The 14,783-nt window shown below is 72.1% G+C and carries 9 protein-coding genes; 5 read left to right on the top strand and 4 right to left on the bottom strand.

Annotation, left to right across the window (positions count from 1 at the left end; genetic code table 11):
* A partial coding sequence (locus JHAT_RS15510) for an ADP-ribosylglycohydrolase family protein (protein ID WP_253195502.1) occupies positions 1–1,097 on the bottom strand: 1,097 nt, incomplete at its 3' end.
* A gap of 257 nt (positions 1,098–1,354) precedes the next feature.
* Here JHAT_RS15510 and JHAT_RS15505 point away from each other — a divergent pair.
* The 3 genes from JHAT_RS15505 to JHAT_RS15495 all read left to right on the top strand — a co-directional run bounded on the left by JHAT_RS15505 (position 1,355) and on the right by JHAT_RS15495 (position 8,533).
* On the top strand, positions 1,355–2,086 hold the full coding sequence (locus JHAT_RS15505) for a VIT1/CCC1 transporter family protein (RefSeq protein ID WP_077798757.1): 732 nt from the start codon (positions 1,355–1,357) through the stop codon (positions 2,084–2,086).
* A gap of 371 nt (positions 2,087–2,457) precedes the next feature.
* A complete protein-coding gene (gltB, locus tag JHAT_RS15500; protein WP_171990903.1) occupies positions 2,458–7,077 on the top strand; it encodes a glutamate synthase large subunit in 4,620 nt (1,539 codons plus the stop codon).
* Positions 7,070–8,533, top strand: coding sequence for a glutamate synthase subunit beta (locus JHAT_RS15495; protein WP_077798756.1), 1,464 nt, complete (start codon positions 7,070–7,072; stop codon positions 8,531–8,533). Before gltB ends, JHAT_RS15495 begins: the two co-directional genes overlap by 8 nt.
* Positions 8,534–8,634: 101 nt before the next feature.
* Here the strand turns inward: JHAT_RS15495 and JHAT_RS15490 are convergent, their stop codons facing one another.
* The 3 genes from JHAT_RS15490 to JHAT_RS15480 form a co-directional block, all read right to left on the bottom strand.
* On the bottom strand, positions 8,635–9,537 hold the full coding sequence (locus JHAT_RS15490) for a chitosanase (protein WP_077798755.1): 903 nt from the start codon (positions 9,535–9,537) through the stop codon (positions 8,635–8,637).
* Positions 9,534–10,463 (bottom strand): rhomboid family intramembrane serine protease, encoded by a 930-nt coding sequence (locus JHAT_RS15485; protein WP_077798754.1) that lies wholly within the window; start codon positions 10,461–10,463, stop codon positions 9,534–9,536. Before JHAT_RS15485 ends, JHAT_RS15490 begins: the two co-directional genes overlap by 4 nt.
* 228 nt (positions 10,464–10,691) lie before the next feature.
* A complete protein-coding gene (locus JHAT_RS15480) occupies positions 10,692–11,585 on the bottom strand; it encodes a hypothetical protein (RefSeq protein WP_077798753.1) in 894 nt (297 codons plus the stop codon).
* Positions 11,586–11,705: 120 nt separating this feature from the next.
* On the opposite strand from JHAT_RS15480, the gene JHAT_RS15475 reads away from it, so the two are divergent.
* Together JHAT_RS15475 and pepN are read left to right on the top strand one after the other, a co-directional pair.
* A complete protein-coding gene (locus tag JHAT_RS15475; RefSeq protein ID WP_077798752.1) occupies positions 11,706–12,044 on the top strand; it encodes a chorismate mutase in 339 nt (112 codons plus the stop codon).
* 217 nt (positions 12,045–12,261) lie between these two features.
* Positions 12,262–14,772, top strand: coding sequence for an aminopeptidase N (gene pepN / locus JHAT_RS15470; RefSeq protein WP_077798751.1), 2,511 nt, complete (start codon positions 12,262–12,264; stop codon positions 14,770–14,772).
* Positions 14,773–14,783: the final 11 nt, after the last annotated feature.

Below are 14,783 nucleotides of genomic sequence, written 5' to 3'. Positions count from 1 at the left end.
GGCGTCCGGCACGGGTACGGCGTCGCGCCGCACGTGCCCGCCGGGCGCCCGGGCGCAGTGGTCCGCGGTCCCCGGCCCGGCGGTATCGCCCCCCGGGGGCGGCCGTCCGGCACCAGCAGGTCCGCGATCTCCAGCACGTGGTGTCCGGCCATCGCCGGCAGGCAGGTGCCGTGGGCCGGGCCGATGGCCGAGGCCCACTCGGCCGGGATGGCGGAGACGCCCCGGCCCGCGCCGGCCAGGGCACCGGCCACCGCCGCCGTGGTGTCGGCGTCGCGGCCCATGTTCACGGCCGTGAGCACCGCGTCCGTGAAGTCCCCGTCGGCCGCCGCGTACGCGCCGAAGGCGAGGGCGACCGCCTCGGGAGCGAGGTCGGTCCAGGGGTAGCCGCCGATGACCACCGCGGAGCGGACCGCGCGTTCGCCGAGGTGGGCCGCCGTCATCGCGCGGCGCAGACAGCGGGCCGTCCAGGAGTCCTCCGGGACGGCGGCCAGGGCCGAGGCCACGACCGCGACGGCCGGGGCCCCCGTCATCGCCGCCGCGACACCCGCGGCCACCGCCTGGCCGCCGTAGATGCCCTCGCCGTCGTGGCTGACCGAGCCGTCCACCGCCACCAGCCGGGCCGCCTCGGCGGGACGGCCGGCCGCGAACACGCCGTGGGGCGCGGCCCGCATGGCCAGCCCGTCGCTCCAGGCGTGGCGGTGCTGGGCGGAGATGGGGGCGGCCAGCCCCCGGCGCAGGTTCTCCAGGGTGCCGCGCTCGCTGAAGCCCGCGCCCCGGAACGGGCCCTCCTCCCGGTCCGCGATCCACTCGTGCCAGGCCGCCTCCACGTGGGCCGCGGTGAGCGCGGAGCCGTGCCGGGCCAGCAGCAGCCCCGAGAAGATCGCGTACTCCGTGTCGTCCGTGCCGGACGGCCGCTCCGTCACGTATCCCGTGATGCGGCCCCAGCGGGCGCGGATCTCGGAGGGCTTCATGTTCTCGGCCGGCGCCCCGAGGGCGTCCCCGACGGCCAGACCGAGCAACGCGCCGCGCGCCCGGTCGCGGAGCCCGGCGGCGTCCCCCGGGGCGGGGGCCGAGGGAATGCAGGCGGTGGATGCCATGCGGCCTCTCCTCTCAGGCGGCGCCCGAAGAGGCGCACAGCCCTTTGCGGAACTGTCCCCGGTCCGGCTCGCCGCGCAGCCTCACACGGCCCAGCGTCACCCGGTCGACATATGTGCAGTCAAGATCACGGATGAGCGCCGGAGGGCAAAAGCGCAGGTAAGCACAGCCTTTCCTTGCTGGCGAGGCGGAAATGACCGGCGTACATTCGGTGTTGTCGAAAAGTAGAACTCGTCCAAAAAGACCTGCTGGGGGACCCGTGGCCATCATCGAGACCGAGGCGTCGCTGCACGAGGCGCACCGCGACAACCACACGCACCGCGACGTGAACGGCGGCTGGCTGCGCCCCGCCGTCTTCGGCGCCATGGACGGCCTGGTCTCCAACCTCGCCCTGATGACCGGCGTCGCCGGCGGGGCGGCCGGCCAGCAGACCATCGTGCTCAGCGGCCTCGCCGGCCTCGCCGCCGGCGCCTTCTCCATGGCCGCCGGCGAGTACACCTCCGTCGCCTCGCAGCGCGAACTCGTCGAGGCCGAGCTGGACGTGGAGCGCCGGGAGCTGAGGAAGCACCCGCAGGACGAGGAGGCCGAGCTGGCCGCCCTCTACGAGGCGCGGGGCGTCGAGCCCGCCCTCGCCCGCGAGGTCGCCCGGCAGCTGTCCCGCGACCCCGAGCAGGCCCTGGAGATACACGCCCGCGAGGAGCTGGGCATCGACCCCGGCGACCTGCCGTCGCCGCTGGTCGCGGCCGTGTCGTCGTTCGGTTCGTTCGCCCTGGGCGCCCTGCTGCCCGTCCTGCCCTTCCTGCTCGGCGCCGGTGCGCTGTGGCCCGCCGTGCTGCTGGCGCTGGCCGGCCTGTTCCTGTGCGGTGCGGTGGTGGCCAAGGTGACGGCGCGCAGCTGGTGGTACAGCGGACTGCGCCAGCTCGTGCTCGGTGGCGCGGCGGCCGGTGTGACGTACGCCCTGGGCAGCCTGTTCGGAACGGCCGTAGGATGACCTGGCTCGAACTTATGCGTCAGACCGCATAAGTAGTCGTTACTCACTGGTTTCGAGTGTGTGGCCATCGGGCATGAGCCGTAAGCGCCGCGGGCAACGACGCCCGGCGCGCATGCGCGGAGAGGGCGGCGACGCCCCCTCCGCCCCCGGGCCGACGGGCAACGATCTGTTCGTCACGGCCCCCGCCCCCTTCTGTCGTCGGGATCCGGTACCCCGCCGAGACCCTTCGATGTCCGCATGGTGGAACGGAGTATCCCGGTTAACGAGAATCGTTCCATCATGTAACCTGCATCAAATTTTGCACCCACGCAGAGGGCCAACGTCGTCCCTCGGCACTTGCCCCATGCCACCTGACGACGACGGGAGAGCCGATGCGTACGCCGCGCCAGCCGTCCCAGCACTCCGCGAATGGCCAGAACCGGTCCTTCATGGATGCTCGCCCTGCTGCGCAGGGTATGTACGACCCCCGCAACGAGCACGACGCCTGCGGCGTCGGCTTCGTCGCCACCCTCACGGGCGAGGCGTCCCACACCCTGGTCGACCAGGCCCTCACCGTGCTGCGCAACCTCGAGCACCGCGGTGCCACCGGCTCCGAGCCCGACTCGGGCGACGGCGCGGGCATCCTCTCGCAGGTGCCGGACGCCTTCTTCCGCGAGGTGGCCGGATTCGACCTGCCCGAGGCCGGGGCGTACGCCGTCGGCATCGCCTTCCTGCCGGTCGAGGGGACCGAGGACGCCGCCACGCGGATCGAGGCGATCGCCGCCGAGGAGGGCCTCACCGTCCTCGGCTGGCGCGAGGTCCCGGTCGCCCCGCAGATGCTCGGCGCCACCGCCCGCTCGACCATGCCGGTCTTCCGTCAGATCTTCGTGACCGACGGCGCCTCGCAGGGCATCGCCCTCGACCGCCGTGCCTTCGCGCTGCGCAAGCGCGCCGAGCGCGAGGTCGGCGTCTACTTCCCGTCGCTGTCCGCGCGGACCATCGTCTACAAGGGCATGCTGACCACCGGCCAGCTGGAGCCCTTCTTCCCGGACCTGTCCGACCGCCGCTTCGCCTCCGCGATCGCGCTCGTGCACTCCCGCTTCTCCACGAACACCTTCCCGTCGTGGCCGCTCGCCCACCCGTACCGCTTCGTCGCGCACAACGGCGAGATCAACACGGTCAAGGGCAACCGCAACTGGATGGTCGCCCGCGAGTCCCAGCTCGCCTCCGACCTGTTCGGCTCCGCCGACCACGGACACGACGGCTCGTCCTCGGACCTGGAGCGGCTCTTCCCGATCTGTACGCCGGACGCCTCCGACTCCGCCTCCTTCGACGAGGTCCTGGAGCTGCTGCACCTCGGCGGGCGCTCGCTGCCGCACTCCGTGCTGATGATGATCCCGGAGGCGTGGGAGAACCACGACTCCATGGACCCGGCCCGGCGCGCCTTCTACCAGTTCCACTCCACGATGATGGAGCCCTGGGACGGTCCCGCCTGCGTCACCTTCACCGACGGCACCCAGGTCGGCGCCGTCCTCGACCGCAACGGTCTGCGCCCCGGCCGCTACTGGGTGACCGACGACGGCCTCGTCGTCCTCGGCTCCGAGGTCGGCGTCCTCGACATCGACCCGGCGAAGGTCGTCCGCAAGGGCCGCCTCCAGCCCGGCCGGATGTTCCTCGTGGACACCGCCGAGCACCGCATCATCGAGGACGACGAGATCAAGGCCGCCCTCGCGGCGGAGAAGCCGTACGCCGAGTGGCTCGAGGCCGGCGAGATCGAGCTGTCCGACCTGCCCGAGCGCGAGCACATCGTGCACACCCACGCCTCGGTCACCCGCCGCCAGCAGACCTTCGGGTACACCGAGGAGGAGCTGCGCGTCATCCTCGCGCCGATGGCCAAGGCCGGCGCCGAGCCGATCGGCTCCATGGGCACCGACTCGCCGATCGCCGCGCTGTCCGAGCGCCCCCGGCTGCTCTTCGACTACTTCACCCAGCTCTTCGCGCAGGTCACCAACCCGCCGCTGGACGCGATCCGCGAGGAACTGGTCACCTCCCTGCGCAGCTCGCTGGGCCCGCAGGGCAACCTGCTGGACCCGACGGCCGCCTCCTGCCGCAGCGTGTCCCTGCCCTTCCCGGTCATCGACAACGACGAGCTGGCCAAGCTCATCCACATCAACGCCGACGGCGACATGCCCGGCTTCAAGGCCGCGACCCTCTCCGGCCTGTACCGGGTGAGCGGCGGCGGCGACGCGCTGGCCGCGCGCATCGAGGAGATCTGCGCCGAGGCCGACGCCGCCATCGGCAACGGCGCCCGCCTGATCGTCCTGTCGGACCGCCACTCGGACGCCGAGCACGCCCCGATCCCGTCGCTGCTGCTCACCGCGGCCGTCCACCACCACCTCATCCGCACCAAGCAGCGCACCCAGGTGGGCCTGCTGGTCGAGGCCGGTGACGTCCGCGAGGTCCACCACGTCGCGCTGCTCATCGGCTACGGTGCCGCCGCCGTCAACCCGTACCTGGCGATGGAGTCCGTCGAGGACCTGGTCCGCGCCGGCACCTTCCTGCCCGGCATCGAGACCGAGCAGGCCATCCGCAACCTGATCTACGCCCTCGGCAAGGGTGTCCTGAAGGTCATGTCCAAGATGGGCATCTCCACCGTCGCCTCCTACCGCGGTGCCCAGGTCTTCGAGGCCGTCGGCCTCGACGAGGGCTTCGTGGAGAAGTACTTCAACGGCACCGCCACCAAGATCGGCGGCGTCGGCATCGACGTGATCGCCCAGGAGGTCGCCGCCCGCCACGCCAAGGCCTACCCGGCCAGCGGCATCGCGCCCGCGCACCGGGCGCTGGAGATCGGCGGCGAGTACCAGTGGCGCCGCGAGGGCGAGCCGCACCTGTTCGACCCGGAGACGGTCTTCCGCCTCCAGCACTCCACCCGCTCGGGCAAGTACGACATCTTCAAGAAGTACACCGACCGCGTGAACGAGCAGTCCGAGCGGCTGATGACGCTGCGCGGCCTGTTCGGCTTCAAGAGCGACCGGCAGCCGATCCCCGTCGACGAGGTCGAGCCCGTCTCCGAGATCGTCAAGCGCTTCTCCACCGGCGCCATGTCGTACGGCTCCATCTCCCAGGAGGCGCACGAGACGCTCGCCATCGCCATGAACCAGCTGGGCGGCAAGTCCAACACCGGTGAGGGCGGCGAGGACCCGGAGCGCCTGTACGACCCGGCCCGCCGTTCCTCGATCAAGCAGGTCGCCTCCGGCCGCTTCGGCGTCACCAGCGAGTACCTGGTCAACGCGGACGACATCCAGATCAAGATGGCCCAGGGCGCCAAGCCCGGCGAGGGCGGCCAGCTGCCCGGCCACAAGGTCTACCCGTGGGTGGCGAAGACCCGGCACTCGACGCCGGGCGTGGGGCTCATCTCCCCGCCGCCGCACCACGACATCTACTCCATCGAGGACCTCGCCCAGCTGATCCACGACCTGAAGAACGCCAACCCCCAGGCGCGCATTCACGTCAAGCTGGTCTCCGAGGTCGGCGTCGGCACGGTCGCCGCCGGTGTGTCGAAGGCGCACGCGGACGTCGTGCTGATCTCCGGCCACGACGGCGGCACCGGCGCCTCCCCGCTCACCTCGCTCAAGCACGCGGGCGGCCCCTGGGAGCTCGGCCTCGCCGAGACCCAGCAGACCCTGCTGCTCAACGGCCTGCGCGACCGGATCGTCGTCCAGACCGACGGCCAGCTCAAGACCGGCCGCGACGTCGTCATCGCCGCACTGCTCGGCGCCGAGGAGTTCGGTTTCGCGACCGCGCCGCTCGTCGTCTCCGGCTGCGTCATGATGCGCGTCTGCCACCTGGACACCTGCCCCGTCGGCATCGCCACCCAGAACCCGGTGCTGCGCGAGCGGTTCTCCGGCAAGGCCGAGTACATCGTGAACTTCTTCAAGTTCATCGCCGAAGAGGTCCGCGAGATCCTCGCCGAGCTGGGCTTCCGCTCCATCGAGGAGGCCGTCGGCCACGCCGAGGCCCTCGACGTCACCCGCGCCGTGAACCACTGGAAGGCGCAGGGCCTCGACCTGGCCCCGCTCTTCCACGTGCCCGAACTGCCCGAGGGCGCCGTGCGCCACCGGGCCGTCGGCCAGGACCACGGCCTGGAGAAGGCCCTCGACAACCAGCTGATCAAGCTCGCCTCGGACGCGCTGGGCGCCACGGACGCCACCGACGCCGCACCGGTGCGCGCCCAGGTCGCCATCCGCAACATCAACCGCACGGTCGGCACCATGCTCGGCCACGAGGTGACCAAGAAGTTCGGCGGCGCGGGCCTGCCCGACGACACCATCGACATCACCTTCACCGGCTCCGCCGGCCAGTCCTTCGGCGCCTTCGTCCCCCGCGGCGTCACGCTGCGCCTGGAGGGCGACGCCAACGACTACGTCGGCAAGGGCCTGTCCGGCGGCCGGATCGTCGTCCGCCCCGACCGGGGCGCCGACCACCTCGCCGAGTACAGCGTCATCGCCGGCAACACCATCGGCTACGGCGCCACCGGCGGCGAGATGTTCCTGCGCGGCAAGGTCGGCGAGCGCTTCTGCGTCCGCAACTCCGGCGCGCTCGTCGTCTCCGAGGGCGTCGGCGACCACGGCTGCGAGTACATGACCGGCGGCCACGCGGTCGTCCTCGGCGAGACCGGGCGCAACTTCGCGGCCGGCATGTCCGGCGGCGTCGCCTACGTGATCGACCTCGACCGGGACAACGTCAACGCCGGCAACCTCGACGCCGTCGAGACGCCGGACGACACGGACAAGGAGTGGCTGCACGACGTCGTGCGCCGCCACGCCGAGGAGACCGGGTCCACGGTCGCCCAGAAGCTGCTCGCCGACTGGCCGGCCGCCGCGGAGCGCTTCAGCAAGATCATTCCCCGTACGTACAAGGCAGTGCTCGCCGCCAAGGACGCCGCCGAGCGAGCCGGTCTCTCCGAGACCGAGATCACCGAGAAGATGATGGAGGCGGCGACCAATGGCTGATCCCAAGGGCTTCCTGAACCACGGGCGCGAGGTCGCCAAGACCCGGCCCGTCGAGGAACGCGTCAAGGACTGGAACGAGGTCTACGTCCCCGGCTCCCTGCTGCCGATCATCAGCAAGCAGGCCAGCCGGTGCATGGACTGCGGCATCCCGTTCTGCCACAACGGCTGCCCGCTCGGGAACCTGATCCCCGAGTGGAACGACTACGCCTACCGCGAGGACTGGGCGGCGGCGCAGGAACGCCTGCACGCCACCAACAACTTCCCGGAGTTCACCGGCCGCCTGTGCCCGGCCCCGTGCGAGTCGGCGTGCGTGCTCGGCATCAACCAGCCGCCGGTCACCATCAAGAACGTCGAGGTCTCGATCATCGACAAGGCGTGGGAGACCGGGGACGTCGCCCCGCAGATCCCCGAGCGCCTGTCCGGCAAGACCGTCGCCGTCATCGGCTCGGGCCCCGCGGGCCTGGCCGCCGCCCAGCAGCTCACCCGGGCCGGCCACACCGTCGCCGTCTACGAGCGCGCGGACCGCATCGGCGGCCTGCTGCGCTACGGCATCCCCGAGTTCAAGATGGAGAAGCGGCACATCAACCGCCGCATCGAGCAGATGCGCGCGGAGGGCACCCGCTTCCGCACCGGCGTCGAGATCGGCCGCGACCTCAAGGCCACCGACCTGAAGAAGCGCTACGACGCCGTCGTCATCGCCGCCGGCGCCACCACCGCCCGCGACCTGCCGGTCCCCGGCCGGGAACTCAAGGGCATCCACCAGGCCATGGAGTACCTGCCGCTGGCCAACAAGGTCCAGGAGGGCGACTTCGTGACGCCCCCGATCACGGCCGAGGGCAAGCACGTCGTCGTCATCGGCGGCGGCGACACCGGCGCCGACTGCGTGGGCACCGCCCACCGCCAGGGCGCGGCCTCCGTCACCCAGCTGGAGATCATGCCCCGGCCGGGCGAGGAGCGGAACCCGGTCTCGCAGCCGTGGCCGACCTTCCCGATGCTCTACAAGGTGACGAGCGCCCACGAGGAGGGCGGCGAGCGGGTCTACTCCGTCTCCACCACCCACTTCGAGGGCGACGAGGACGGCAACGTCCAGTGGCTGCACATGAGCGAGGTCGAGTTCGTCGACGGCAGGCTGACCCCGAAGCCGGGCACCGAGCGCAAGATCCCCGCCCAGTTGGTCACCCTCGCCATGGGCTTCACCGGCACCGACCGGGAGAACGGCCTGGTCGACCAGTTCGGCCTGGAGCTCGACGAACGCGGTAACATCGCCCGGGACGCCGACTTCCAGACCAATGTGCCGGGTGTGTTCGTCGCCGGTGACGCCGGCCGCGGCCAGTCGCTCATCGTCTGGGCGATCGCCGAGGGCCGCTCCGCCGCACGCGGCGCGGACCGCTTCCTGACCGGAGCCAGCGACCTGCCGGCCCCGATCCGCCCGACGGACCGCGCACTGGCGGTCTGACGGCCGGAACAGCCTCACAGTCGTCCCGCACAAAGGCGTGCGGAACACTGATGGCGCCTGCCCCGTCCCCGACCGGACCATGGGCAGGCGCCGTCGCATGCTCAGGGCAGCTTGTAGGTGTCCCCGTACATCTCCCACACCAGCGGCGTCCTCAGGTCCAGGTTCCCGGCCTTCAGGAACCGGCGCTGGGCCGTGTCGACGCGGGAGGTGTCGATGTCCGGCCGCTTGGCCAGCATCGCCTCGCGCCGGACGTCGAGGAACGCGTCCAGGTAGGCCTTCTCGGACCCGCCGTCGGCCGGCGTCTTCGCCTTCTTCATCGCACGCTCGCGCAGGCTGTAGAAGCCGTCCGCGTCGCTGTCGGGGCCGTGGAAGACCATCGCGTCGAAGTAGACGAACTGACCCAGCGTGCCGAGCCCGTCCAGCTTGGCCAGGCGCACCGACGGCTGGAAGTAGACCCGGTCGCGCTCCTCCTCCTGCGCCTTGCGGAACGCGGGGAGCCTCGCCTCCGCCTCCCAGGCGGCCGTGAAACCGGGATCGAGGCCCTCGTGGGAGTCGGTGCCGTCGACCTCGCGCAGGGCCGGCAGGTACTTCGCCAGACCGTTGTCCGGGTGGTCCTCGGTGTAGTGCTCGACCAGGGCGAGTAGATCGTGGGTGCCGGTGCAGAAACCGATGATCCCCGCGGTGTAGCCGTCACCCTGCCCGAGATCCTCGATGGTGCCGTAGGCGCTGCGCCAGTCGGTCGTCGAGTTCTCGGCGCTGGACACCAGCTGCTGCGCCAGCTCCTTCTTCGCCGGGGCGGCCAGCCCCGGCGGCAGGTCGGCGATCAGCTCGTCGTCCGCCTCCCGCTCCTGCTCGGCCCGGCTCTTGGCGTCCTCGCGGGCCGACTGGGCGGCGGCCACCGGCGGAGCGACCGGGGCGTCGGCCGAGTCCGTCGGCATGAGGAAGTACACCCCCGTGGCGATCACGGGGACGGCCGCGAGAAGCAGCACACCGGCACGTTTCACTGGGGAATACCTCCACCTGTCATTTCCGATACCTTGACCGCCGCCGACACCGCCAGCAGCACCACCACGCCCGCGCACGCACCCGCCTGCACCAGCGTCCGGCGCCCGTCACGGGGCGCGTACGCGAACGCCGCGGCCACCGCCCCGCCCACCAGCAGGCCGCCCAGATGGCCCTGCCACGAGGTCAGCCCGGCGGAGACCAGCAGCCACAGCAGCAGGAACGCCAGGAAACGGTTGACCGGCGCCATGTCGGCGCCCAGCCGCCGCGCCAGGACGTAGTACGCGGCCCCGAGACCGAAGATCGCGCCCGACGCGCCGACCGACGACCGGGCGGGGTCGGACAGGAGCAGCTCCAGGACGGAACCGCCGAGCGCCGCCAGCACGTACAGGACGGCGTACCGGATCCGGCCGAGCACCGGCTCCACCACCCGGCCCAGCTGCCACAGGCCGGCCATGTTCAGCACGATGTGCAGGAGGCCGAACGTGCCCTCGGTGGGCTCCAGGTGCAGGAAGGCGCTGGTGAGCATCCGCTCCCACTCGCCGGCGACGACACCCTCGGCGCGGAAGTCCCCGGGGAACACGCTCTGGTAGACGTAGTGGCCCCCGTCCGGCCCGACCAGGCGCGCGCCGACCATCGAGAACCGGTCCACGATCTCCGGCCGCACCAGCTCACCCAGGTACGCGAGGACGTTCAGCGCGATCAGGGCGCAGGTCACGACGGGCGTCGCCGAGACCCGCCCGCCGGCGATCGTCCGGGCCCGGCGGACCGACCGCGCGCCCTCCTTCACGCACTCCGGGCAGTGGTGGCCCACCGCGGCCTCGTGCATGCAGTCGGGACAGATGAAACGGTCGCAGCGGGTGCAGCGGACACGACACTCGACCGCGGGATGGCGGTAGCAGGTGGTGACGGTGGATTCGGGATCCACGGCCGGCTCCTCGGGACGGGCGGACGGTGAGCCGGTGGGGGCGGCGGCGAACAAAATATCGAAACACTGTGGACGGGCTGAGAGGCGGGGTCCGCCGTGACGCACGCCCGGCAGCCGGCCGCCGCCGCACCCGAGGGAGTCCGCACGGCCGCGACCAGTCCCACCACGGCGCGGGAGACCGCGCCCGCACCCGACGCCCCGCGCCCGCACCGGACGCCCCGCGTCCGCCTACGTGTCGCACTCCAGCACCGTCCGGCACAACCCGCAGCGCGCCCGCACCCGCCCCCGCACCGGCACCCCGATCCGCTGGTGGCACGTCGGGCAGGGGAACGACACCCGCAGCGGCCCGCGCGCATCCGGCAGGAAGGAGTACGGGGCGTCCGTCACGGGAGCGGCGTGCGGATCCAGCGCGTGCCGCCGGTCCCGGGCGTAACGGCGGCGCCCCGCCCACCCGGCCGCCGTCAGCGGCGGCTGCTGCTCGTCCCGGCGGGCCCGCGCCATGCCCTTGACGTACGCCGTGCAGGCCTGCGGACTGGTGAACCACACCTCCGGGTCCTCCCCGAACAACAGCGCCCGCTTCGCGAGCACGTACCCGAACTCCTCCGGCGTCAGGTACCCCAGCTTCTGCGACGACACCGCGTCCTCCCGGTACGCGTCCAGCAGCAGCCACCCCGCACCCAGGTACGCCGCCGCCGTGTCCGTGAGGATCTCGTTGTCCCGCGTCCCCGGGAAGGACAGGTCCAGGCGGTGCAGGTACACGTGCATCACCTCGTGGGCGAGGGCCGCGCCGATGTCCCGGCGATGGGTACGGAAGCGGTCGTTCAGTTCCACGAAGTACTCCGGGCCCGCCGCCAGCTCGACATGGGCCGCATGCGTCATCTCCCGGAAGGAGACGATCACCCGGGCGTCCGGCAGACGGTAGTGACGCACCAGCTCGTGGGCCACCCGCTGCGCCCCCAGGTACAGGTCGTCCGTGTCGCAGAACGCCACGTCGGCCGGGGCCACACTGGCCGAGAACGTCTGGACGGTGCCGTACGACAGGCGCCTGTACAGCGCCGTGACGGCGGCCCGCACCGTCTCCAGGTGCGGAAAGCCGTGCTCGACCGGTCCGCCGTTCGCCACGCCCGCACCCCCAAGACGCCTGACCCTGACTCCACTGTACGAGCCGCGTCCCGGCGCCGGGCCGCTCACGGCCTGAGACGGTGTGCGGCGGCCGGCGGGTCGCCCGTAGGGTGATCGCCCATGACCACCAGCAACACCGGTACCGGTACCGCCGACCACGCCGTCCGCGAGGAGCTGGCCCGGCTGCGGGACAGCATCGACAACATCGACGCGGCCGTCGTCCACATGCTCGCCGAGCGCTTCAAGTGCACCCAGCAGGTCGGCCACCTCAAGGCCCGCCACCAGCTGCCGCCCGCCGACCCCGCCCGCGAGGCCCAGCAGATCGCCCGGCTGCGCGCCCTCGCCGAGAGCGCCAAGCTGGACCCGGCGTTCGCGGAGAAGTTCCTGAACTTCATCATCGCCGAGGTCATCCACCACCACGAACGCATCGCGGAGGACGCGGACAACGGGGCCGGCTGAGCCGCCGCACCCGGTCGCGGGCGGTCGTGCCTCCCCCTCCGGGGAGGCACCCGGCGACACCGGGCCGCGCGTCCCACCCCGGCCCACACCCACCCCGGACGCCTCGCAACCGGCGCAGCGGCCCGGGGCGCGCGCAGGCGGGTGGCCGCCCCGGCGCGGACCGGACATACCCCGCGTACCGGTCCGCCCCTGTGCCCCGCCCACCGCATCAGGCAGCATGGCCTGCATGTCCGTACTCACGCGCGACGAAGCGCAGACCCGTGCCCGACTCCTCGACGTCCACCACTACACGATCGACCTCGATCTGACCCGTGGCGACGAGACCTTCGACTCCCGCACCGTCATCCGGTTCACCGTCCGCGCCGAGACGGGCACCACGGACACCTTCGTCGAGCTGAAGCCCGCCGAACTGCGCTCCGTCACCCTCGACGGCAGCCCCCTCGACCCGGACGCCCTGGACGGCAACCGCCTCCCCCTGAAGGGCCTCACCGCCGGCGAGCACGAACTGCGCGTCGACGCCGCCATGCGCTACTCCCGCACCGGCGAGGGCATGCACCGCTTCACCGACCCCAGCGACGGCGAGACCTACGTCTACACCCAGCTGTTCCTCGACGACGTCCAGCGCGTCTTCGCCGCCTTCGACCAGCCCGACCTCAAGGCCGTCTTCGACCTCACCGTCACCGCCCCCGAAGGCTGGACCGTCCTCGCCAACGGCATCACCGAACACACCGGCGACGGCCGCTGGAAGGCCGCCACCACCCCCCTGATCTCCACCTACCTCGTCGCCGTCGCCGCCGGCCCCTGGCACTCCGTACGCACCGAACACCACGGCCTGCCCTTCGGCATCCACTGCCGCCGCTCCCTCGCCCCCTACCTGGACGCCGACACCGACGAACTCCTCGAGATCACCCGGCAGTGTTTCGACCGCTTCCACGAGAAGTTCGAGGAGCCCTACCCCTTCGACTCCTACGACCAGGCGTTCGTCCCCGAGTTCAACGCCGGCGCCATGGAGAACCCCGGCCTCGTCACCTTCCGCGACGAGTTCGTCTACCGTTCCGCCGTCACCGACACCGAACGCCAGACCCGCGCCATGGTCATCGCCCACGAGATGGCCCACATGTGGTTCGGCGACCTCGTCACCCTGCGCTGGTGGGACGACATCTGGCTCAACGAGTCCTTCGCCGAGTACATGGGCTACCAGATCTGCGGCGAGGCCACCCGCTTCACCGACACCTGGACCGACTTCGGCGTCGCCCGCAAGGCCTGGGGCTACGACGCCGACCAGCGGCCCACCACCCACCCCGTCGCCCCCGAGAACGTCGACGACACCGCCTCCGCCCTGCTCAACTTCGACGGCATCTCCTACGCCAAGGGCGCCTCCGCGCTCCGCCAACTCGTCGCCTGGCTCGGCGAGAAGGACTTCCTCGCCGGCATCAACACCCACTTCGCCCGGCACAAGTTCGGCAACGCCGCCCTCGCCGACTTCATCGACTCCCTCGCCTCCGCCACCGAACGCGACGTCCACGCCTGGGCCGACGCCTGGCTGCGCACCACCGGCGTCGACACCCTCAGCGCCTCCGTCGACGCCGTCCCCGGCCAGTGGACCCTCGCCCTGGACCGTGCCGGGAGCCGCCCCCACCGGGTGACCGTCGGCGTGTACGACCGGGATCTCAGCGACGGACGCACCCTCACCCTGCGCGAGCGGTACGAGACCGACGTGCCCCTCGTCGAACCGGCCCCCCGCCCCGGCACCCGCCCGGCCCTGGTCGTCCCCAACGACCTCGACCTGACCTATGCCAAGATCCGTCTCGACGAGACCTCCCTGGAGACCGTCCTCCGCGGCCTGTCCGGCATCCCCGACGCGCTCACCCGCGCCATCGTCTGGAACAGCCTGCGCGACATGGTCCGCGACGGCGAACTGGCCCCTACCGACTACCTGGCCACCGCCGGCGCCCACCTGCCCGAGGAGACCGACCTCGCCCTGGCGCAGGGCGTCCTCGCCTTCGCGGCCGGGCACATCGCCGACCGGTATCTGCGGCCGGAGGAGCGGCCGGCCGCCCTGACCGCCCTCACCTCGCTGTGTCGGGACGTCATCCGCCGCACCGAGGACGGCGACAACCCCGGCCTGCGACTGATCGCCGTACGCCACTTCATCGACGTCGCCGCGCACCCCGACACCATCGCCGCCTGGCTCGCCGACGGCACCGTCCCCGGCGGACCCGAACTCGACCCCGAACTGCGCTGGCGCATCCTCGCCCGCCTCGCCGTGCTCGGCGCCGTCGACGAGGACGCCATCGCCGCCGAACTCGACCGCGACCCCAGCGCCACCGGCCAGGAAGGCGCCGCACGCTGCCGGGCCGCCCTGCCCCACGAGGACGCCAAGGCCCGCGCCTGGGACGCCATGTTCGGCTCCGACGACCTGTCCAACTACCTGTTCACCGCCACCGCCCAGGGCTTCTGGCAGCCCGAACAGGCCGACCTGGTACGGCCGTACGTCGACCGGTACTTCCAGGACGCGCCCGCCGTCGCGGCCCGCCGCGGCCCCGCCATCGCCGACGCCGCCGGCCGCCACGCGTTCCCCGCGCACGCCGTCGACCCCGACACCCTGCGGCTCGGCGAGGCGTGCCTGGACGACGCCGACCCCGCCCCGGCACTGCGCCGCAGGCTCGCCGACCACCTCGACGACCTCGCCCGCGCCCTGCGCGTCCGCGGAACCCAGGCAGGCTGACCCACGGCACG

The sequence above is a fragment of the Streptomyces sp. JHA26 genome, from assembly GCF_002005565.1.
Classification (GTDB): domain Bacteria; phylum Actinomycetota; class Actinomycetes; order Streptomycetales; family Streptomycetaceae; genus Streptomyces.
The sequence above is the reverse complement of the archived record's forward strand: the minus strand, read 5'-3'. Positions and strand labels throughout refer to the sequence as shown.

Excerpts from the sequence above, each read along its gene's own strand:
- gltB (WP_171990903.1), top strand. The coding sequence starts at position 2,458 with ATGCGTACGCCGCGCCAGCCGTCCCAGCACTCCGCGAATGGCCAGAAC.
- JHAT_RS15495 (WP_077798756.1), top strand. The coding sequence starts at position 7,070 with ATGGCTGATCCCAAGGGCTTCCTGAACCACGGGCGCGAGGTCGCCAAG.
- JHAT_RS15475 (WP_077798752.1), top strand. The coding sequence starts at position 11,706 with ATGACCACCAGCAACACCGGTACCGGTACCGCCGACCACGCCGTCCGC.
- pepN (WP_077798751.1), top strand. The coding sequence starts at position 12,262 with ATGGCCTGCATGTCCGTACTCACGCGCGACGAAGCGCAGACCCGTGCC.